This window comes from Brevibacillus sp. NRRL NRS-603 (genome assembly GCF_003013445.1).
GTDB lineage: Bacteria > Bacillota > Bacilli > Brevibacillales > Brevibacillaceae > Brevibacillus > Brevibacillus formosus.
Genome location: NZ_PXZN01000013.1, coordinates 427114 through 448024 on the forward strand (window position 1 = coordinate 427114; position 20911 = coordinate 448024).

Annotated in this window: 21 protein-coding genes; 17 read left to right on the top strand and 4 right to left on the bottom strand. The window is 49.0% G+C overall.

Annotation, left to right across the window (positions count from 1 at the left end; genetic code table 11):
- Positions 1 to 22 precede the first annotated feature (22 nt).
- The 3 genes from C7R94_RS13940 to C7R94_RS13950 are packed head-to-tail and all read left to right on the top strand — an operon-like array spanning position 23 to position 2614.
- Complete coding sequence (locus C7R94_RS13940; protein ID WP_106781988.1) at positions 23 to 1036, top strand: methyltransferase domain-containing protein; 1014 nt, start codon at positions 23 to 25, stop codon at positions 1034 to 1036.
- A 55-nt stretch (positions 1037 to 1091) separates the two neighbouring features.
- Positions 1092 to 1640, top strand: coding sequence for a sigma-70 family RNA polymerase sigma factor (locus tag C7R94_RS13945; RefSeq protein WP_106781990.1), 549 nt, complete (start codon positions 1092 to 1094; stop codon positions 1638 to 1640).
- Positions 1610 to 2614, top strand: a complete 1005-nt coding sequence (locus C7R94_RS13950; protein WP_106781992.1) for a hypothetical protein — start codon at positions 1610 to 1612, stop codon at positions 2612 to 2614. The genes C7R94_RS13945 and C7R94_RS13950 overlap by 31 nt, the downstream gene beginning before the upstream one ends.
- A gap of 54 nt (positions 2615 to 2668) precedes the next feature.
- Here C7R94_RS13950 and C7R94_RS13955 read toward each other — a convergent pair whose 3' ends face one another.
- Positions 2669 to 3547, bottom strand: a complete 879-nt coding sequence (locus C7R94_RS13955) for a GNAT family N-acetyltransferase (protein WP_106781995.1) — start codon at positions 3545 to 3547, stop codon at positions 2669 to 2671.
- 281 nt (positions 3548 to 3828) lie between these two features.
- Between C7R94_RS13955 and lepA the strand changes: the two genes are divergently transcribed.
- From lepA to C7R94_RS14020, 13 genes are all read left to right on the top strand, one after another.
- The gene (lepA, locus tag C7R94_RS13960; RefSeq protein WP_047072572.1) at positions 3829 to 5646 is read left to right on the top strand and encodes a translation elongation factor 4; all 1818 of its coding nucleotides are present in this window, start codon (positions 3829 to 3831) and stop codon (positions 5644 to 5646) included.
- A gap of 255 nt (positions 5647 to 5901) precedes the next feature.
- Positions 5902 to 7044 (top strand): radical SAM family heme chaperone HemW, encoded by a 1143-nt coding sequence (gene hemW, locus C7R94_RS13965; protein ID WP_106781998.1) that lies wholly within the window; start codon positions 5902 to 5904, stop codon positions 7042 to 7044.
- A gap of 153 nt (positions 7045 to 7197) precedes the next feature.
- Positions 7198 to 8223 (top strand): heat-inducible transcriptional repressor HrcA, encoded by a 1026-nt coding sequence (hrcA, locus tag C7R94_RS13970; protein WP_047072567.1) that lies wholly within the window; start codon positions 7198 to 7200, stop codon positions 8221 to 8223.
- Between the two features lie 58 nt (positions 8224 to 8281).
- Positions 8282 to 8824, top strand: coding sequence for a nucleotide exchange factor GrpE (grpE, locus tag C7R94_RS13975; protein ID WP_047072566.1), 543 nt, complete (start codon positions 8282 to 8284; stop codon positions 8822 to 8824).
- Positions 8825 to 8875: 51 nt separating this feature from the next.
- Positions 8876 to 10702: a molecular chaperone DnaK gene (dnaK, locus tag C7R94_RS13980; protein ID WP_106782000.1), complete on the top strand. Its 1827-nt coding sequence runs from the start codon at positions 8876 to 8878 to the stop codon at positions 10700 to 10702.
- Positions 10703 to 10852: 150 nt separating this feature from the next.
- Positions 10853 to 11980, top strand: coding sequence for a molecular chaperone DnaJ (dnaJ, locus tag C7R94_RS13985; RefSeq protein WP_106782003.1), 1128 nt, complete (start codon positions 10853 to 10855; stop codon positions 11978 to 11980).
- Between the two features lie 99 nt (positions 11981 to 12079).
- Entirely contained in the window at positions 12080 to 13021 is a 942-nt protein-coding gene (prmA, locus tag C7R94_RS13990; protein ID WP_047072560.1) for a 50S ribosomal protein L11 methyltransferase, read from the top strand.
- Positions 13022 to 13039: 18 nt separating this feature from the next.
- Entirely contained in the window at positions 13040 to 13798 is a 759-nt protein-coding gene (locus C7R94_RS13995; RefSeq protein WP_106782005.1) for a 16S rRNA (uracil(1498)-N(3))-methyltransferase, read from the top strand.
- Between the two features lie 101 nt (positions 13799 to 13899).
- Positions 13900 to 15258: a tRNA (N(6)-L-threonylcarbamoyladenosine(37)-C(2))-methylthiotransferase MtaB gene (mtaB, locus tag C7R94_RS14000; protein WP_106782112.1), complete on the top strand. Its 1359-nt coding sequence runs from the start codon at positions 13900 to 13902 to the stop codon at positions 15256 to 15258.
- Positions 15255 to 15683, top strand: coding sequence for an NUDIX hydrolase (locus C7R94_RS14005; protein ID WP_106782008.1), 429 nt, complete (start codon positions 15255 to 15257; stop codon positions 15681 to 15683). Before mtaB ends, C7R94_RS14005 begins: the two co-directional genes overlap by 4 nt.
- A gap of 4 nt (positions 15684 to 15687) precedes the next feature.
- The gene (gene deoC / locus C7R94_RS14010) at positions 15688 to 16353 is read left to right on the top strand and encodes a deoxyribose-phosphate aldolase (protein WP_048032270.1); all 666 of its coding nucleotides are present in this window, start codon (positions 15688 to 15690) and stop codon (positions 16351 to 16353) included.
- Positions 16354 to 16453: 100 nt separating this feature from the next.
- Entirely contained in the window at positions 16454 to 16849 is a 396-nt protein-coding gene (locus C7R94_RS14015) for a CidA/LrgA family protein (RefSeq protein WP_106782010.1), read from the top strand.
- Positions 16842 to 17507 (top strand): LrgB family protein, encoded by a 666-nt coding sequence (locus tag C7R94_RS14020; RefSeq protein WP_106782013.1) that lies wholly within the window; start codon positions 16842 to 16844, stop codon positions 17505 to 17507. The genes C7R94_RS14015 and C7R94_RS14020 overlap by 8 nt, the downstream gene beginning before the upstream one ends.
- On the opposite strand, the gene C7R94_RS14025 is transcribed toward C7R94_RS14020, so the two are convergent.
- Positions 17473 to 18456, bottom strand: a complete 984-nt coding sequence (locus C7R94_RS14025) for a Na/Pi cotransporter family protein (RefSeq protein WP_047072548.1) — start codon at positions 18454 to 18456, stop codon at positions 17473 to 17475. The genes C7R94_RS14020 and C7R94_RS14025 overlap by 35 nt on opposite strands.
- Before the next feature lie 89 nt (positions 18457 to 18545).
- Between C7R94_RS14025 and C7R94_RS14030 the strand changes: the two genes are divergently transcribed.
- Positions 18546 to 19841: a class I SAM-dependent rRNA methyltransferase gene (locus tag C7R94_RS14030; RefSeq protein ID WP_106782016.1), complete on the top strand. Its 1296-nt coding sequence runs from the start codon at positions 18546 to 18548 to the stop codon at positions 19839 to 19841.
- A gap of 63 nt (positions 19842 to 19904) precedes the next feature.
- On the opposite strand, the gene C7R94_RS14035 is transcribed toward C7R94_RS14030, so the two are convergent.
- Positions 19905 to 20093 (bottom strand): DUF4177 domain-containing protein, encoded by a 189-nt coding sequence (locus C7R94_RS14035; RefSeq protein WP_007727654.1) that lies wholly within the window; start codon positions 20091 to 20093, stop codon positions 19905 to 19907.
- 100 nt (positions 20094 to 20193) lie between these two features.
- Positions 20194 to 20685, bottom strand: coding sequence for a hypothetical protein (locus C7R94_RS14040; protein ID WP_106782018.1), 492 nt, complete (start codon positions 20683 to 20685; stop codon positions 20194 to 20196).
- Positions 20686 to 20911 lie beyond the last annotated feature (226 nt).

A 20911-nucleotide genomic window follows, 5' to 3' on the forward strand; every position in this document is an offset into this window, starting at 1 on the left:
TACAGGAGGTATCTAAATCATTATGACTGTTTATAGTTGCAGAATATGCAAGTACCGTTACGACGAGTGGCTAGGTGATACGAAAAATGGCGTTCCGCCCGGAGTGCCTTTTCCCCATTTGGCAGGCTCTGTGTGTACCGATTGTGAGATGAACGAGGAAGGACGGCACTTGCCGCTTCCTGAAACCAAGTACACGAACGTAGAAGCTACGTATTACGATCAGTTTGCCGGGAAGGCCAGCATTGCTTTTTATCGAAACTGGTTGCTGCAAGAAGCGGAGCAATCCTCAGTCTCAGTGCTGGAGCTGGGTGTTGGAACAGGGAGAATTGCCATTGAGCTGGCACGGAATGGCTTGTCCGTCTGCGGGATCGATTGGAGCCCGGATATGCTTGCGATGGCTGCCAAAAAGAAGCGGCGCATGTTAAAAGGGAAAGAAGAACTGCTGGAGCTGGTAGAACAAAATATGTGGGAGCTTGAGCTAGATCAGCAATTCACGCATGTGCTTCTTCCAGAAGGGATTTTTCAGCAGGCCACCTGTAGAGACAAGCAACGTCAATTGCTTTCGATCATCCACGATTACATGACAGAGGACGGAACCTTGGCAATTGACTTACTCTTGCCGCCAGTAAAAAATCAATGGACAACGATGCAACGCAAATTCGTTTTCCCGGATCGCATGGTGTATCAAAAGGTGGAGGGGGAAACCTCACTCTTGGATCAAAAGTTCCGCTACACGCTTACTTATGAGACTTTTCTTGATCAAATCGAGCAGCCGAGGTATCGCGTAGAGCGCGAGATGGCGCTGATTTTGCCGACAGAGCTTGAGCTGTTACTGGAAGGATCAGGCTTTTACGTCACCTATAGCAAAGAGAATGTATTCCACAAGCAAGAATTAGAGCCGAGTCAAGCGGGCGAGGGCTATGATATGGATCGCTGGCAGCATGGTGGATATCCATTCGCTGAATCTATCGGGACACCGGGTGGAGCCACTCGCTGGACGATTTTGGCGAAAAAAATTTCTTCCACCACTTTGTAACAAAACGTCTGCTGCTGCATCTAATCAGTGAATGCGAGTGAAGGAGGTCGCGCCCTTGGAAAAATTGCAGCCAACAACTGCTGCTGCGTTTGAACAAATCATGAGGGAATATGGGACCCGCGTGCTTCGACTCGTCACTTTTCTGGTCAAAGATCGCAGCTTGGCAGAGGATATAACCCAAGATGTTTTCGTTAAGGTGTATCGGCATCTTCCTCGCTTTCGGCAGGAGAGCAGTGTGCACACGTGGTTGTATCGAATCGCGGTTAATGAGTGCAAAGGTTATTTGCGTTCTTGGTCGTTCCGTCATATCCTTCCCCGCTCGTGGATTAGGCAGGATGGGGAGCTTTCTACAGAAAGTCTTGTGCTCGATCAAGCCGAGAGGGATCAGCTCGTAGCAGAAGTGTTGCAGCTCCCTCCGCTCTATCGCCAAGTGATTGCCCTTCATTACTATGCGGATTTATCCATCGGAGAAGTGGCTGAGGTGCTAGGAGTAGCGGAAGGAACAGTCAGAACACGGTTGCATAGGGCCAGACAGCAGCTACGGCAGAGTATGGGAGAGGGGAGGGGCTGGGAATGGACGAAAACCGATGGCTCACGGACTTAAAGAAACGGGCAGATCAGACCATTTTTCGTGATGTACAGTTTACTGCTACGATGGAAGAGCGTGTGCGGCAGAAGGTGAGGCCCGGGACTAGGTGGGTGACTTGCACAAGGAAGCTAGCCTTGCCGGGCGTTGTGTTGACGATGGGCTTGCTATTGTGGTTTGGGCTCCCCATTCAGGAGGAGAGACAATCTGCACAGCATGAGGGGAGACCTTCACAACAAGAGACACAAGTACCTTCCCTGTTGCCAGGGGGACAAATCGTCGAAGCAGATTTGTGGAAGCTGTCGCCTTCTTTGTCTTCCACTTACCATAATCAGTCCTTTTCTTATTTGGGAGAAAAACCTGTCCGCATCATGACAGATCAGGACGGCTTCTACGAAGGACAGACGCAGCGGGTGATTTGGCTGTTGAATGGGGACTACTCACAAGAAGTAGAGATCACTGCTTACAATACAGATGGGGCCCGTCTGTCTTTGGGCAGCTATGAGGTAATGGACTCGTTATACGATGCAGATGGTCATTTTCCATCCGGGATCGTGTTGCCTGAACCGGGGAAATGGAAGCTGGAAGTAAGATCAGGAGGCAAACATCTCGGACAAGTTTTTGTCGAGGTGAAAAAAGGGATAGCATCCGCAAACCGTCAACTGGTCGGCCCTATCATTCAGCAGTATTTGGAGAAGGAAAGCGATAAGCTAGAGTGGCTGGGAAAACAACGCGAGATGAATGTCGAGCTCCTCGGGGTGGAAGCGCCAGATGCGGCGAAACGAACGGTTTACGCTTGGGTGAAAATAACAGGTAGTAATTCTACTGCGCTCAGTGCACCGATGGTCTTTCAAATCGTCTACAATGGAAATGCGTATCAGGTAACTGACTTCCAAATCCCTGAGGACGGCAGTAACTACCAGAGAAGCCTGCAAAAACTGTTTCCACCTAAAGTGTTGGAGCAAGTTCACAGTCGATCAAAAACAAAGTAAGAATGCCAAAACGGACCTTTGCCGAAAAGAAGGTCCGTTTTTCGCTTTTCATGCCTATCCGTATATTTGAGCGCCTATCGCCCAATACGTTCCATCACGACGTGGCAGGCTAGTAGCATTTGCAACCATCACTGGCGGATGGGAAACCTGTGTGAAGCCGTTTTGCTCCAAATAAGCGTGAAACGCTGCTTGCTCATCTGGTACGTCTATCCGTACACGTCCAGTATGATGTTGTGTCAGCTTGTATAGGAGGTGTTCAGCCATGACAGCATTTTCTGCGACGATCGGCCCTGCGATAAGATTAACTGGGCCTTGAACGGCGAAGCCATATCCGATGATCTTACCGGAGCGATTTTTGGCTACCAAACAGGTGTTAGCTTGTCTCATTCGTGTCTTGAGAAAATGAGATCGGCTGCTGCCCAGTGCAGCTTTGTCCAATTCAACCACGCTCGAGAAATCGTCCCACTCCATTGGTGCAATTTTTAACCCATCATTGGCTTCGTGTTGTGGCGGTGCTTCAGGTTCATAGCGTTCAGCTATAAACTTTCGAATACGATCCATTGTCTGGAACCCGAGGGTTTTGTACAATGGCTCTCCTTCTGGAGTTGCAATGAGCATGATTGTTGTATCGGTAGAAACAGACGCCATGCACGCCTTCATGAGCTGGCGACCATACCCTTTTCCTTGTGACGAGGGATGGACAATCACCATACCAATGCTCGCAAGGTTGTCATCGTACGGGATGATCGCCGCACTGGAAAGTAGGGTGCCACTCGCGTCTTTGTGACCGAATGCGGTGCCGATAGACAGAATTGTGTGAATTTCCGTTTCGTCATAATCCCAACCTACGGAATCAGATAAGGCAATGAGTCCGGGAATATCCGATATCGTCAAGGAATGCAAGCAAGAGTCAATGCTGTTCACTTTGATCATTCTCCGTTTCTTTCTTTGTGCTTACGGCAGTATCGCCGCCGAAGAGAGTTGTGTTATGCTTCCGCCACTTTTGTACGTGTAGCGTCCAAGCGGTTCGCACCACCATGCTAGTTACCACTTTAGCACAGGAAAAGTTTGGATACGAGAAAAAGGAGGCAAATGCCTGATTCTCTTTGGTTGCTCTTTATATCATCGGTTTGTTATAATTACCGTTAGTGTATTTTTTGCGAGGCGCAATCTGAACGTTTGAATGGATTCGCGTGGGAGGGAACGAACAACACATGGATCGTCGTGAAAGACAAAAAAGGATACGAAATTTTTCCATCATCGCCCACATTGACCATGGAAAGTCAACGCTGGCAGACCGCATTTTGGAGCTGACCGGTGCTTTGACTGCACGTGAGATGGAAGCCCAGTTTCTTGACACGATGGAGCTGGAAAAAGAGCGCGGGATTACGATTAAGCTCAATGCCGTGCGTTTGAACTATAAAGCAGATGACGGTGAGGAATACATTCTCCACCTGATTGACACCCCTGGACACGTCGACTTTACGTATGAAGTATCCCGCAGCTTGGCTGCCTGTGAAGGGGCTATTCTCGTCGTGGATGCGGCACAAGGGATCGAAGCCCAGACTTTGGCGAACGTGTATTTAGCGTTGGACAGCAATCTGGAGATCATCCCGGTCGTCAACAAGATCGACCTGCCGAGCGCAGAGCCTGAGCGCGTAAAGCAAGAGGTTGAGGACGTGATCGGTCTGGATGCCAGCGATGCGGTTCTGACTTCTGCCAAAGCAGGTATCGGGATTAAAGAAGTATTGGAAGCCGTTGTGCAAAAAGTACCTGCTCCAGAGGGAGACCCGGATGCACCTCTCCAAGCTTTGATTTTCGACTCTTACTTTGATGCGTATCGCGGCGTTATTGCCTCGATCCGTGTCATCAACGGAACCTTGAAAAAAGGTATGAAGATCAAGATGATGGCGACAGGCAAGTCGTTTGAGGTAACCGAAATTGGTACATCGACTCCGCGCCAAACGCAAGTAGAAGAATTGACGGTTGGAGATGTAGGCTACGTAGCGGCTTCCATTAAAACAGTGGGAGACACCAGTGTGGGGGATACCATTACAGATGCGAATCGCCCTGCTCCTGAACCGCTACCTGGTTACCGCAAGATCAACCCGATGGTTTTCTGCGGTCTGTACCCAATCGAAACGAACGAGTACAACGATCTGCGCGATGCATTGGAAAAGCTCCAGCTAAACGATGCGTCCTTGCAGTTTGAACCGGAGACTTCCCAAGCACTTGGTTTTGGTTTCCGTTGCGGTTTCTTGGGACTTCTGCACATGGAGATCATCCAAGAACGTATTGAACGGGAATTCAACATTAATTTGATTACGACCGCGCCGAGCGTTATTTACCGCATTACCAAAACGAACGGCGAAGTATTCGAAATCGACAACCCGTCCAAAATGCCGGAAGCACAAAAGATCGAAATGGTCGAGGAGCCTTATGTTACGGCGACTGTTATGGTGCCGAAAGAATACGTCGGTGATGTTATGCAGTTGTGCCAAGGTAAACGCGGTGAGTTTCTTGACATGCAGTACATGGGTGAGAACCGTGTGCAGCTGAAGTACGATATGCCTTTGTCGGAGATCGTTTACGATTTCTTTGACATGCTGAAGTCGGGTACAAAAGGCTACGCATCCTTTGACTACGAGCTAGGTGGGTACAAAGCTTCCAAGTTGGTGAAAATGGATATTCTCCTCAACGGCGAAGTGGTGGATGCTCTGTCGTTTATCGTACACAAAGACACGGCTTATCCTCGTGGAAAAGTTATCTGCGAAAAACTGAAGGAACTGATTCCACGTCAGCAATTCGAGGTGCCGATTCAAGCGACCATCGGACACAAGGTTGTCGCTCGTGAAACGATCAGTGCGTTGCGTAAAAACGTTCTTGCTAAATGTTACGGCGGGGACATCTCACGTAAACGTAAGCTGCTCGAAAAGCAAAAAGAAGGAAAGAAGCGCATGAAGTCTGTCGGTTCCGTAGAGGTACCGCAAGAAGCATTTATGGCTGTATTGCGCATGGATGATAAGAAGTAGGCCTGACCTTGTGTCAGGTCTTTTCCATTAAAAGCGGTGGTCAAAAAGTCGGTTTTTGAACACGAAGTAGTAATGAAAGTTGATTCGGCATCGAAACTGGCGTTCACCTTCGAAGTCCGGTGCTCATGTAGGTCCCCTACACTCCGCTCCTCCTTCTTCAGGTTCTCGCCATTTTCTCGGTGCTGAAAAGCCGACTTTTTGACTTTTATTGAAATAGGTAATCCAAAAGTCGTTATTATAAGGAGGGAAAGGGACATGATGCCACAAGCGGTTTACATTCACATTCCCTTTTGTACGAATAAATGTTATTACTGTGATTTCAACTCATTTGTGACGAACAATCCGCAGCTCATTTGGGATTACTTAGACGCATTGAAAAGCGAAATGGAGATCACTTTTAGCCAACAGCCGATCGAGCAGGTGAAAACGATTTTTGTCGGCGGAGGGACGCCTACGCTTCTCGATCATGCCCAAATGCGAGCGTTTTTGGAGCTGGTACAAAAGCAATTGGGCAAGTACTGGGCGGATGATATCGAGTTTTCGATGGAAGCGAATCCGGGAACGACAGACGTGGAAAAGCTGCGGATCATGCGTGAGCTGGGTGTCAATCGTCTGAGCTTTGGTGTGCAGTCCTTTGACGACGCGCTCTTAAAACGTTTGGGACGAATCCACGACCAGGAAGCCGTGTACCGCAGTATCGATAATGCGAAAAAAGTAGGCTTCGACAACTTTAGCATTGACTTGATGTTTGGATTGCCAGATCAGACACTCGACATTTTCCGCCAGACGTTGGACAGGGCGTTTGGGCTAGGCACCACGCATTTCTCCGCATACAGCCTCAAGGTGGAGGAGAACACGCTGTTCCACACCCTCTACCAAAAGGATCAGCTGCCACTGCCATCTGAAGAGACGGAGCTTGAGATGTACATGGTATTAATAGAAGAGATGGAGCGGCATGGGTACAAGCAGTATGAAATCAGCAATTTTGCAAAACCGGGCTTCGAGAGCAAACACAATAAAACCTATTGGCTCAATCATGAATACTATGGGTTGGGTGCGGGTGCCCACGGCTATGTGTGCGGCCATCGGCATGTGAATGCAGGCCCGCTTCCGATCTACATGCAGAAGTGCAAGGAAGGGCTGCCGCGTGTAGAACAATTCGAGGTGCCGCGCGCGGATGCCATGGAGGAACAGATGATTTTGGGACTGCGGTTGAGAGAAGGAGTTGACCTTTCAGCGTTTGTCTCTCGTTTTGGCGCAACTGTTTATGATGTTTTTGGGACAATAATAGAAGAAGAGGTAGCCAAAGGAATGCTGGAAGAACAGGACGGGTTTTTGAAGCTGACGAAACAGGGGCTTCCACTCGGAAATGAGGTATTTGCGCGCTTTCTTCGTTAAGTACAAAGCGAAACTCGCGAAAAATGAGATTTTTTGTCTGTAGAACTAGCTCAAGTTCGTTGACAAATCCTTCTACTATTGATACCTTAGTATATAGATTTAGCACTCGATAAGCATGAGTGCTAACAATCCAACAGGAGGCGAGCGACATCCATGTTATCAGACCGTCAACAAATGATTTTAAACGCGATTGTCGATAATTATATTCATTCTGCCGAACCTGTTGGCTCCCGAACCATCTCCAAACGGGACGACATCGGATTCTCTTCGGCAACGATACGCAACGAGATGTCTGACTTGGAAGAGCTGGGGTACTTAGAACAGCCCCACACATCGGCCGGACGTGTTCCTTCTACAAAAGGATACCGTTTTTACGTCGATAACCTGATTCAGCCTCATCTTTTGGAGGAAGCTGAGTTGGGTAAACTAAAACAGTTGTTTGCCGAACGTATTCTCCACGCAGAACAAGTGGTAGAGTACACTGCCCAAATTCTCTCTCAGTTGACAAACTACACGGCGATTGTCTTGGGACCAGAGATTTTTGAGCATCGGTTAAAACATATTCAAATCGTTCCTCTCAATGCTGAACAGGCTGTTGCGATTGTGGTGACACATACCGGACGAGTGGAGAACAAGCTGATTGATCTTCCAGAAGGCATAGGGGCCGGGGAAATCGAGAGACTCGTCAATCTGTTGAATGCAAAGCTGACCGACGTGCCACTATGGCAGCTTCGGCAACGTCTTTATCAAGAGATTTCCGGTGAAATGCAACGTCATACGGAGCAGTATGAAGAAATCCTTAAGCTCCTCAACAACTCGCTGACACAAGAAGAAGAACGAGTATACTTACGCGGTGCGACCAAGATCATGAACCAGCCGGAATTCCGTGACGTGGATAAAGTCAAGGATATCCTCGAGCTATTAGAGCAGCACGATCAATTGATGAATGTGATCGGCATGCAGGGTGATGGTCTCACGGTACGCATCGGACAGGAAAACCAGCTAGACGCGATTAAGCAATGCAGTATTATTACCACTTCTTATTCGCTTGGAGGCAAGCCAGTGGGAATGGTAGGGATACTTGGTCCGACGCGGATGGAATACGGCAAGGTCATTACTGTGCTCAACCATTTGGCGGAAGGACTATCGCGCATGCTGACTTCGCAGTTTGAGAAATAAATGGAGTGAATGGCTAAACAGTCTTTTGACTGGGGAAAGCCGCCAGGAGGTAGTGACGTTGAGCGAGGAAAAAGTAACGCAAGACCCGACTCTCGAAGAAGAACAGGTAGCAAAGGATGCAGACCAAGCGGAAGCAACCGAGATGAACTGGGAGCAAGAGGCTGCTCACTGGAAGGCTCAGGCTGAGGATCACCAAAACCGCATGCTGCGCGCCATGGCTGATATGGATAACCTCCGCCGCCGTGTTCGCAAAGAGCAGGAAGATCTGGCTAAGTACGCTTCTCTTAAAATCGTGGAAGAGCTTCTGCCAGTTCTCGATAACTTCGAGCGAGCTCTTGCCGCTGACAAGGAATCCATGACAGTAGATTCCCTCTTGGAGGGTGTAAACATGGTATATCGTCAGATGGTCCAAGTTTTCGATAAAGAAGGCTTGGCTGCAATCGAGGCAAAAGGAAAACCATTTGATCCTCACATCCACCAGGCTGTTATGCAAACGCAAAACCCTGAGTTTGAATCAGGCGTTGTGGTAGCCGAGCTGCAAAAAGGATATATGTTCAAAGACCGCGTCGTTCGTCCGGCGATGGTTCAAGTGAACGAGTAATCTCAAAAAACGTAAATTCACTAGACGTAAAGTGTTAGGAGGACATTTTGTATGAGTCGCGTAATCGGAATTGACTTGGGAACAACCAACTCTTGTGTAGCAGTAATGGAAGGCGGCGAGCCAGTCGTTATTGCCAATGCGGAAGGTAACCGCACCACACCATCCGTAGTAGCATTCAAAAACGGCGAGCGCATCGTTGGGGAAGCGGCAAAACGCCAAGCGATCACCAATCCAGACAATACCGTAATCTCCATCAAGCGCCACATGGGTAGCACCTATAAAGAAACGCTGGAAGGCAACCAGTACACACCTGAGCAAATCTCTGCTATGATCCTGCAAAAGCTGAAAGCTGACGCTGAAGCCTACCTTGGTCAATCTGTGACGCAGGCAGTGATTACGGTTCCAGCTTACTTCAATGACAGCCAACGCCAAGCAACAAAAGACGCTGGTAAAATTGCTGGCTTGGAAGTACTGCGTATCGTGAACGAACCAACCGCAGCTGCACTTGCATACGGTATGGAGAAAACAGAAGATCAAACCGTTCTCGTATTCGACTTGGGCGGCGGTACCTTTGACGTATCCATTCTCGAATTGTCCGACGGCTTCTTCGAAGTAAAAGCGACTTCCGGTGACAACAAACTGGGCGGAGACGACTTTGACGATGTCATCATGAACTACCTGGTGAGCGAATTCAAAAAAGAGCATGGCATCGACCTGTCCAAGGATCGCATGGCTCAACAACGTTTGAAAGACGCTGCGGAAAAAGCGAAGAAAGACCTCTCTGGCGTATTGACTACGACTATTTCCCTGCCGTTCATTACAGCAGATGCAACAGGTCCAAAGCACTTGGAGATGAACCTGACTCGCGCGAAGTTCGAAGAGTTGTCTGCTGAGCTGGTTGAGCGTACAATGGGCCCAACTCGTCAAGCGCTGAAAGACGCTGGTCTGACTCCAAGCGAACTGGATCGCGTTATCCTGGTTGGTGGTTCTACTCGTATCCCAGCAGTACAAGAAGCAATCAAGAAATTTACAGGAAAAGAACCACATAAAGGTGTAAACCCAGATGAAGTAGTAGCACTGGGAGCGGCTGTTCAAGCGGGCGTACTGACTGGTGACGTGAAAGACGTCGTTCTTCTCGACGTAACGCCACTGTCCCTCGGTATCGAGACATTGGGTGGCGTATTCACCAAGCTGATCGATCGTAACACGACGATCCCAACAAGCAAATCCCAAGTGTTCTCTACAGCTGCGGATAACCAAACATCTGTAGAAATTCACGTTCTCCAAGGGGAGCGTCAAATGGCAGGCGACAACAAATCCCTCGGACGCTTCAACCTGTCCGATATCCCGCCAGCGCCACGCGGCATCCCGCAAATCGAAGTATCCTTCGATATTGACGCGAACGGTATCGTAAATGTACGTGCAAAAGACCTGGGTACAGGTAAAGAGCAACGTATCACGATCACTTCTAACTCCGGTCTGTCCGACGATGAGATCGATCGCATGGTAAAAGATGCTGAGTTGAATGCTGAAGCGGACAAACAACGCAAAGAGCAAGTAGAAGTTCGCAACGAAGCTGACCAACTCGTATTCACGACTGAGAAAACACTGAAAGAAGTAGAAGGCAAGATCGACCAAGCTGAAATCGATCGCGCTAACGCTGCGAAAGATAAAGTGAAAGCTGCTCTGGAAGGCGGCAACATCGAAGAGATCAAGACAGCAAAAGATGAACTGTCCGAGATCATCCAACAAATTTCGGTGAAGCTCTATGAGCAGGCTGCTCAAGCTCAAGCAGCACAAGGCGGCGCTGAAGGACAAGAGCCGAAGAAAGACAATGTCGTTGATGCTGACTACGAAGTGGTAGACGATAAAAAGTAACACGCTGGAACTGTGAGGGGAGAGATTTCTTCCCTCACTTCCCACGATGTGACCCATGAAAGTCAAAGTCACGGAATGCTGACTTTGACTTTTTTTCGAGTCTGTCACATGCTATGATAACAGTTGACTGTCATGGGAGTGATGTAGGAGATGAAACGTGATTTATACGAGGTTCTGGGCGTTGCCAAGGACGCGAGTGCGGATGAAATCAAAAAAGCGTATCGCAAGCTGGCACGTCAGTACCATCCCGATGTAAATAAAGAGGCTGACGCGGAAGAAAAGTTCAAAGAAGTAAAGGATGCGTACGACATCCTGTCCGAGCCACAAAAGCGTGCGCAGTATGACCGTTTTGGTCACCAAGACCCGAATCAGGGCTTCGGTGGCGGAGGCTTTGACGGATCTGGCATGGGCGGCTTCGGAGACATTTTTGATATGTTCTTCGGTGGTGGCGGCAGACGTTCGAATCCAAATGCACCGCGCAAAGGATCTGACCTGCAATTTGGCCTCAGCATTGACTTTATCGACGCGATTTTTGGAAAAGAAACCGACGTGGAAATTCCAAAAGAAGCAGAATGCGATACATGCCTTGGTTCTGGCGCGAAGCCTGGTTCCGGTGTCGATACATGTAAGACTTGTAATGGTACAGGACAACAAGAAGTGGTGGCAAACACGCCATTCGGCCGAATCGTTAATCGCCGTGTTTGCTCGACTTGCGAAGGCAAAGGGAAAGTTGTCAAAGAAAAATGTTCAACTTGCCGTGGAAGTGGACGTGTCAAGGTACGCCGCAAAATTCATCTCAACATCCCAGCAGGTGTGGATGATGGAGCACAATTGCGCGTAACAGGCGAGGGAGAACCGGGCGCAAACGGTGGACCTCCTGGAGATTTGTACGTCGTTTTGCGTGTGAAGAGTCATGAGTTTTTTGAGCGTGAAGGAAATGATATTTACTGTGAGGTTCCGCTTACTTACGCACAGGCAGCACTTGGAGATGAGATCGAAGTGCCGACTGTCGATGGTCGCGTGAAATTGAAGATCCCATCGGGTACCCAAACAGAAACATTCTTCCGCTTGCGTGGAAAAGGTGTTCCGCATTTGCGCGGGAACGGCCGCGGTGATCAGCATGTGAAAGTGCGCGTGATTACGCCGACCAAGCTGAGCGATAAACAAAAGGAATTGTTGCGTGAGCTCGCCGAACTGTCTGGAGAAAAACCAGGACAGCATGGGGGAGAAGACGAAAGCTTTTTCGAAAAAATGAAACGGGCATTCCGCGGCGAGTAATCCGTCGCGGTTTTGTCCGCTTTTTGCCTAAAGTTTCGTGTAGTGAAGTCGATTAAATGAAAAGCCCGTTTGGGAGCTTATGTGGGGAGTGGTAGATTCGTGAAATGGTCAGAAATCAGTATCCATACTACAGCGGAGGCTACGGAGGCGGTGTCAAGCCTCTTGTATGAATTGGGTGCCAATGGTGTCGTAATTGAAGACCCGGAGGTGCTTTATCGTGAGTGGGATACCCCCTTTGGCGAAATCTACCAGCTTTCTCCTGATGATTTTCCGGCCGAGGGCGTATTCGTTAAAGCATACCTGCCGGTTGACAGCAGCGAACTGCTAGACGTTGTAGAAGAGCTGAAAGAGCAATTGGCGCAGTTGATCGAGTACGGTTTGGACATCGGCAAGGCATCGATTGCTGTAAACGATGTCCATGAAGATGAATGGGCCCACGCCTGGAAAAAATACTACAAACCGGTTCATGTGTCTGATCGCATGACTATCAAACCAGTATGGGAAGAGTACGAGCCGAAGCATCCAGATGAGATTATTATCGAGATGGACCCAGGCATGGCATTTGGAACAGGTACACATCCGACGACCATTCTTTGTCTGCGTGCACTTGAGAAGTATCTGGCAAAGGGCGATCAGGTGTATGATGTTGGGACAGGCACAGCTATTTTGAGTATTGCTGCCATCAAGCTCGGAGCAAAAGATGTGCTAGCGATGGACTTGGATGAAGTAGCCGTGCGCTCTGCACAGGCCAATACCGAACTGAACGGTGTTCATGAGCATATTAACGTGAGACAAAACAATTTGCTTGACGGCATCGAGGAGCAGGTGGAAGTAGTCGTGGCTAACATTTTGGCAGAAGTCATCGTGCGTTTCACCGACGATGTATTCCGTGTGTTGAAGCCAGGCGGCACCTTTATCTCGTCAGGTATTATTGCTGCACGTGAAGCGGATGTAAAAGCGGCGTTGGCGGCTTCAGGCCTTGAGGTCGTGGAAACCATTTTCATCGATGACTGGGTAGCAATTGTAGCAAAAAAACGATAGAATAGTGGGGTTGGCGAGATGCAACGATATTTTGTCGAGCCACATTCCTTTACTGAGAATGAGCTAACGATTGTCGGAGACGATGTACACCATATCGTAAATGTAATGCGTGCTCGGGAAGGCGAAGAAATCATCGTTTCTGATGGAGCGGGCAGGTCGGCACGGGCCAAGCTGGTCTCTCTTTCTGCCAAGGAAGTACGGGCAGAAGTAATGGAAATGCTTCAAGAAGAACGAGAACTGCCGATCCGGGTCACAATTGGTCAGGGGCTTCCAAAAGGCGAGAAGCTGGAGTGGATTTTGCAAAAGGGGACGGAACTTGGGGCGTACTCCTTTTTCCCGTTTTCTTCTGAGCGAACCATTGTTAAGTTGGACGCCAAAAAAGAAGCGAAAAAACTGGAGCGTTGGCGCAAAATTGTCAAGGAGGCTGCTGAACAGTCTCACCGTGCTGTTTTGCCAGAGCTTCTATCTCCTGTTTCATTTCGTGAGATACTTCAAGCTGGCCAGTCGTATACGCATTGCGCAATTGCCTATGAAAAAGAAGGCAGTACCACGATTCATCAAGTGCTAGAAGAGATGACTGCTGGGGAGTCACTTCTCGTCCTCGTTGGACCAGAGGGAGGCTTCTCTCCCGAGGAAGTGGCCCAAGCAGAGAGCAAAGGGTTCCTGACGGTTTCCCTCGGCCCGCGTATTTTGCGCACGGAAACAGCAAGCCAGTACGTTTTGGCCTGCGCTTCCTATCAGTTTGAACGAAAGGCTTCATCACTTCGCAAAGGATGAGCAGGAGCGAAACGGTCATGACCGTTTCGTTGACCGCAAGCGGTCACATCCACTTTTATGAAAAACGTCGAGACGTTTTTCACGGAAAAGGAGGAATGGCAATGTCTACCGTTGCTTTTCATACATTGGGCTGTAAAGTAAACAGCTATGAAACAGAGGCCATCTGGCAATTGTTCAAGGCAGACGGCTATGAGAGAGTCGACTTTGAACAAGATGATGCAGATGTTTACGTGATTAATACTTGTACGGTTACGAACACGGGAGATAAGAAGAGTCGCCAAGTGATTCGTCGTGCGATTCGCCGCAATCCTGAGGCGATCGTAGCCGTAACGGGCTGCTATGCGCAAACCTCTCCAAGTGAGATTGCACAAATTCCCGGTGTAGATATCGTAGTTGGTACACAAGGACGCGAGAAGCTGATCGAGTACGTGGATCAAATTCGTGCAGAACGCAAGCCGATCAATGCAGTAGGCAACATTATGAAAGCTCGTGAATTCGAAGAGCTGGATGTTCCTAACTTTACAGATCGCACACGTGCTTCCCTCAAGATTCAAGAGGGCTGCAACAACTTTTGTACGTTTTGTATTATTCCTTGGGCACGCGGTCTGATGCGTTCCCGCAAACCGGAAAGCGTCGTCGAACAGGCCCAAAAGCTAGTGGAAGCGGGCTATCTGGAAATCGTTTTGACTGGGATTCATACGGGTGGATACGGCGAGGATTTGGAAGACTACAATTTGGCCAAGCTGCTGATTGACCTTCACCAAGTGGAAGGCCTCAAGCGCATCCGCATTAGTTCGATCGAGGCGAGCCAAATCACTGATGAAGTGATCGAGGTCATCAACAACTCCGATCGTGTCGTGCGCCATCTGCATGTGCCGCTGCAAGCCGGCGATGACGAAGTGTTGAAACGTATGCGCCGCAAGTATACGACTGCTGAGTTTTACGAAAGAATGGTCAAAGTACGCGAAGCATTGCCAGGAGCAGCGATTACAACAGACGTCATCGTAGGCTTCCCGGGTGAGACAGAGGAGCAATTCTGGAACGGATACGAGTTTATGAAGAAAATCGGTTTTGCCGAGATGCACGTATTCCCGTACTCCATGCGTACAGGTACACCAGCAGCGCGTATGACGGATCAAGTTCCTGAAGAGGAAAAGAACGAGCGCGTAGCGAAGCTTCTCGAGCTCAATCAGGAATTGACTTTGGCATACTCCACGAAATTCGTAGGGGATGTACTGGAAGTCATTCCGGAGCGTCCGTTTAAAGAAGCACCTGATAGCGGTCTTCTGATGGGCTATTCGGACAACTACCTGAACGTCGTCTTCCCTGGCGATGAGAGCATGATCGGCAAGATTTGCAAGGTCAGACTGGATGAACCAGGCTCGGAATACTGCAAAGGGACTTTTGTTCGCGTAGTGGAAACAGAGGCGCTGCCTTACCTGAAGGAGCGAGCTATATGAGGGAGATATCGGCAGGAGGCGTTGTATACCAGAAGCAAGACACAGAGTACATGCTCCTATTGATTGAAGACCGCTATGGCAAAGTAACACTCGCAAAAGGGAAGCAGGAGATAGGCGAGACTATCGAAGAAACGGCTCTGCGCGAAGTTTTGGAAGAAACAGGCGTAGCAGGACGATTGGGGTCCAAGCTCGATATGATCACCTATGTGTATACGCATCCGGTGACGGGCGAATCCATCGACAAAGAAGTCCATTATTATTTGGTGGAAGCCTACAACACAGAGATCACCGTACAGCTAGAAGAAATCAATGATGTTCATTGGCATTCTGCAAAGGAAGCATGGGATTTGCAGCTGCAACGAGGATACCGTAACAATGACAGCATTTTTCGCCTTGCATTCGAACAATTAGGGATAGAGGTGTAGTTCTATGAACATGAACAAATATATCGACCACACGCTGTTGAAGCCTGATGCTACACAAGAGATGATTGACAAGCTGTGCGCTGAAGCAAGAGAGCACGACTTCATGTCTGTATGCGTAAACCCTTATTGGGTAAAACGCTCTGCTGAACTCCTGGCAGGCTCTGATGTGAAAGTGTGCACGGTTATCGGATTCCCTCTGGGAGCGAGCACGATCGAGTCCAAAGCAGCCGAGACCCGCGATGCGATTGCAAACGGGGCGACTGAGGTAGATATGGTACTGAACGTAGGTGCCCTGAAATCCGGCGACCTGGAAACTGTCAAAAAAGACATCGCTGCTGTGAAGCAAGCCGCTGGCGATATTCTCTTGAAAGTGATTCTGGAAACTTGCCTCTTGACCGAAGAAGAAAAAGTAGTTGCGTGCAAGCTCTCCGTAGAGGCTGGTGCTGATTACGTAAAAACCTCCACAGGATTCTCAACAGGTGGAGCAACGGTTGAAGATATCGCCCTGATGCGTAAAACCGTAGGACCAAATGTAGGCGTAAAAGCGTCTGGTGGCGTTCGTGACGGTGAAACAGCGGTTGCGATGATCGAAGCAGGAGCGAGCCGTATCGGTACAAGCTCCGGTGTTTCCATTGTAACTGGAGCAAAAACAACAGGCAGCGGATACTAATACGAAAGAAAGCCTGGCCGAGGTAAGGCCGGGCTTTTTCCGTCCTGCATGCTGAAGTTCCTATAGAGAGAGGATAGGAAGCGGGGAGGAGATTAGCAAAATGAAATTTGTTAAAGGAATCGTCATCCTGTTGGCTTTTTATGGGGTAGGCGTAGCTGCAAGCAAATGGCTGCATATTCCCCTACCCGGTAACCTGGTGGGAATGTTGCTGTTAACATTGGGACTGTGTATGGGATGGATACGAATGGATTGGGTGGAACAAGCGGGGACATTTCTGATCCGACATATGTTGCTCTTTTTCGTACCGATCATTGTCGGAGTTGCTTCCTATTTGAACGTATTTACGCAAAACCCATTGCCAATCATACTATCGATGGTTCTGGGTCCATTGCTAGTCATGCTTGTAACTGGCGTGGTTGTACAATGGTATTTGAGGCATCATAAACAAAAATCAGAATCGTCCTTGCCGCAAGAGAGGAGGACGCTGGATGCTTAGTCAATTTCTCGCCATTTTGGTATCGATAGCAGGGTACAAAGGCGCAACCATAATTAATGCTCGATTCCAACGGTTGCAGCCTCTTTTGGTGGCTGTGATCTTGGTCTGGACTATGTGGTGGGCGTTTAGCGGTGATTGGGAGGCGTTTGCTGCCGGAGGATCGTGGATTTCCTTTTGGCTCGGCCCTGCAACGGTGGCACTCGCTATACCGCTGGCGAAACAGATCAAGGAGTTTGCTCATATTTGGCGCGGTGTTTTGCTTGGTGTATGTGCAGGCTGTGCAGTTGCAATCATCGTAGTTATGGCGGTTCATTGGTGCCTGGGTTCAGATGAGCTCGTATACAAAAGCATGCTCAGTAAATCCGTGACCACCCCGATTGCGTTGGAGCTGAGCCGTTCCATCGGTGGGGAACCTGCGCTTGCAGCCTTTTTTACCGCATTGACGGGGATGGTCGGTGTCATGATTGCCCGTCCTGTTCTCAAATGGGGGAGAATCACCGATGATTGGGCAATCGGGATCGCCATGGGTACGAGTGCACACGCCATTGGTACGGCCAGCTTGAACCGCGTTTCTCCTGTTCAAACGGCAGCGTCCAGTGTCGCTATGATCGTGGCGGGTGTTATTACTTCCATCTACTTGATACCATTTTCTTTCTAAAAGTGAGGTCAGTAGGACGACGCTTATCAGGGATCAGCCATTGAATAAACCGGGCTATTTGCGGGACGAATGGCAGCGCGACTAGAGAGCAGACGAGATTGAAGATCGTCTGTGAATGGGCGATCTGCATAGAAGGACTATCCGTTAAAAATGCACTGACAAGGGCAAGCTGGGAAAGAAACGGTAAAAAAACAATCGCTCCTGCGACGTTGAAGAGCGTATGGCACCATGCGACCTGCTTGGATGCCGTATTTGTACCAATAGCAGCGATGACAGCGGTAAAGCAAGTTCCGACATTCGCGCCCAAAACGATAGCGAGTGCCGTTTCCATCGAAAGAATTTGATGACTGAGCAGGCCCATCGTGATCACGGTCGTAGCAGAACCGCTATGGATGAGAGCTGTGAAAATGATCCCGGTAATCAATCCGATCCAGATGGAATGGCTGCTCTCCAGAAAAAGCGAACGAAACGTCTCAGACTGCTCCAAAGGCTTCGCCATGACTTTCAATGTATCGATTCCGAGGAAGATCAGTCCGAAGCCTGCGACGACTAGACCAATGCAACGAATGTTGCGGCGCGGCATTAGCCAAAGAGCGACTCCGATGAGGAGCATGGGGATGGCAAAGGACTCGAGCTTGAGTGCAACCAGCTCCGTTGTCACTGTCGTGCCCAGATTGGTTCCCAAAATGATGCCGACGGTTTGTGTGAACTGGATGATGCCTGCGTTCGTCAGCCCAATTGTCAGGACGGTTACCGCACTGGAGCTTTGCAAGACAAAAGTAGCGAAGAGACCAATCCAGAAGCTATGGAGTGGGGTACGAGTAAAGCGCCCCATCCATTCTTCCATTTTTTTGCCGGCGAGGTTTTGAAAGCCGGAGCGCATGGCGTACATACCGAAAAGAAAAAACGTGAGCCCAAAGGTAAAAGGGGCGAGGATGGAGACTATCACAAAATACGTTCCTCCCTGTCCATTTTTAGCAAGTTACTATAACGCTATGCCTGTACAAGGGCAAGCATGACAAGAGGAGGAATAGCTGCATGGCACGTGTGCTATTGAATCAACATCGGAAAAAGCGGCTAGAAGTAGGACATCCGTGGATTTTTCAATCAGAGGTATTAGAAATTCAAGGGGATGTAGAACCAGGTGAGATCGTCGAGGTCACCAATCACAAAGGCCATTTTTTGGCAAAGGGCTACATCAACCCAGCTTCACAAATGATCGTGCGCATTTTGAGCTACGACCAAAAGGAAGAGATCGACTATGACTTTTTCTTGCGCAAAATCAAGCAGGCGGCAGAATTCCGGACAAGATTTGTGGACAACCCGCGTGCTTGCCGTGTTATTTACGGGGAAGCAGACTTTTTGCCAGGACTGATCGTCGACCGCTACGAAGATACATTGGTGGTCCAAGTCCTCTCATTGGGGATGGAGAAGCGCATCGATTGGATTCGGGATGCACTTGTAGAGGTATTTGCACCGACCGGTATTTATTTGCGCAATGATGTACCTGTACGCGAACTGGAAGGGCTGACACAGGGCAAAGAAGTCCTGTACGGAGAGTGTCCGCGTGAGGTATTGATCGAAGAAAATGGATTGAAATACTATGTCGATATCGTAGAGGGGCAAAAGACCGGCTTTTTCTATGATCAGCGGGAAAATCGGGCTTCCATTGCGCCATTGATGAAAGGCTGGGGCGAAAAGCACGGCATTTCCCTGACGAGCATGGAAGTAGACGGCGAGACAAAGCAGGTGCCTGTAGACAAGCGCGGTAAAGTGGTCAAAAATCCGTTTTGGGATGGCGCTGAAGTATTAGAATGCTTTACACATACCGGTTCCTTTACCCTGAATGCCTGCAAGCACGGTGCGAAAAAAGTGACAGCTCTCGATATTTCCGATCACGCTATCGAAACAGCGAAGCGAAACATTACACTTAATGGCTTCTTGCATCGCGTTGATTTTGTGGTGGCTAATGCGTTTGATTACTTGCGTGAAAATGTAGAGGCGGGCAAGAGCTGGGATGTGGTCATTCTTGACCCGCCAGCGTTTGCGAAATCGCGTGGAGCAGTGAAAGGCGCTTGCCGCGGTTACAAAGACATTAACTTAAATGGGATGAAGCTCGTTCGTCCGGGCGGATTTCTCGTTACCGCGTCTTGCTCGTACCATATGTCACCTGAGCTGTTCCTGCAAACGATTCAAGAGGCAGCGGTTGATGCGAAAAAGATACTGCGCCTGATTGAATGGCGAGGAGCGGGCAAGGATCACCCGCAAATCAGTGGGGCTGATGAGGCTCATTACTTGAAATTTGCCATCTTTGAAGTAAGAGACCGTCGATAGAGAAAAAGAAAAACAGCGTCCGCTTTAGAACGGCGCTGTTTTTCTTTTACGTTTCAGATTGATTTAAGACTTTGGTTTTTCAAAAATCAATTCGAAGTATTTGGCCATACCATCGCCCCCGATACTTGGAGCAAAGATTTGCACCAAACGCCAGCCTTCCTTGGCGTGCTCGTGGACAACAGTCTGATAATCTTCTTTTGGTTGGCGTCGAAAAGAGGACAGCTCAACTCGGACGAATTTGTATTCAAACATGTTCTTTCCCCCCGCTTGTATCGTCTCTCTTTTTATACGCGCGACGAGCGGAAAGAGTTGCACAAAGAATGTGAATCATTTCGAATAAAGAAATAAGTGCTCATGACAATTGCCTGTCATTTTTTACACGCTTGACGAGCTCGAGAGCCTGCTTGAACCCCAGTTCCTTGCCTAAAAAGACTTGTCCTTCGGCGGGGGTAGAAGCACGGGCCTGGCTTAAGTTCTGAAGCTCGTGGGTCAAGAGATGCTCGACCAGATATAGCTGTACCTGACCAATTTCCCGTTCGCTTTTCCGATCACGCTCCTTGAACTTAGCCCGCTGCTGACTTTCCTCCACGTACTTGTCAATATCATCCTCCAAAAAATGTGAGGCATTGCAGATGATATGGCGGTAATCATCCGTTTTAGAGGGAATGGTACGGATGGTGTGACCGAGATGGGCGAGCAGAAATTTGTTCAAGACGATTGGGTCACGGGTGTAGTTGTTGTGCAGCAGGGAATATTCCCCCAAGAAAGAACCGCTGTCCTTATCGTAGCTGTGCAATAATGTGTAAGAAGAGCAGTACGTGCAGTACAGTAAATAATCTCTCATGGAAATCCCTCCAAAAAAGCTCCATGACAGGAATTTTATTTACATGGTATGAGAAAAAACGTGAGCAGGTGATACTTGCTTCTCTTGTTTTTGGCGTTTGGTTTGTGTATGCTAAATGACGGGCTCGGCCCGGTAAATAGAGCAGATGTTGGGCTTTTGCATAGCATAGGAGAGAGTAGAAACTGGGTAGACTCTCCGTTTTTCGTACGGAGGGGAAAGGAGCATG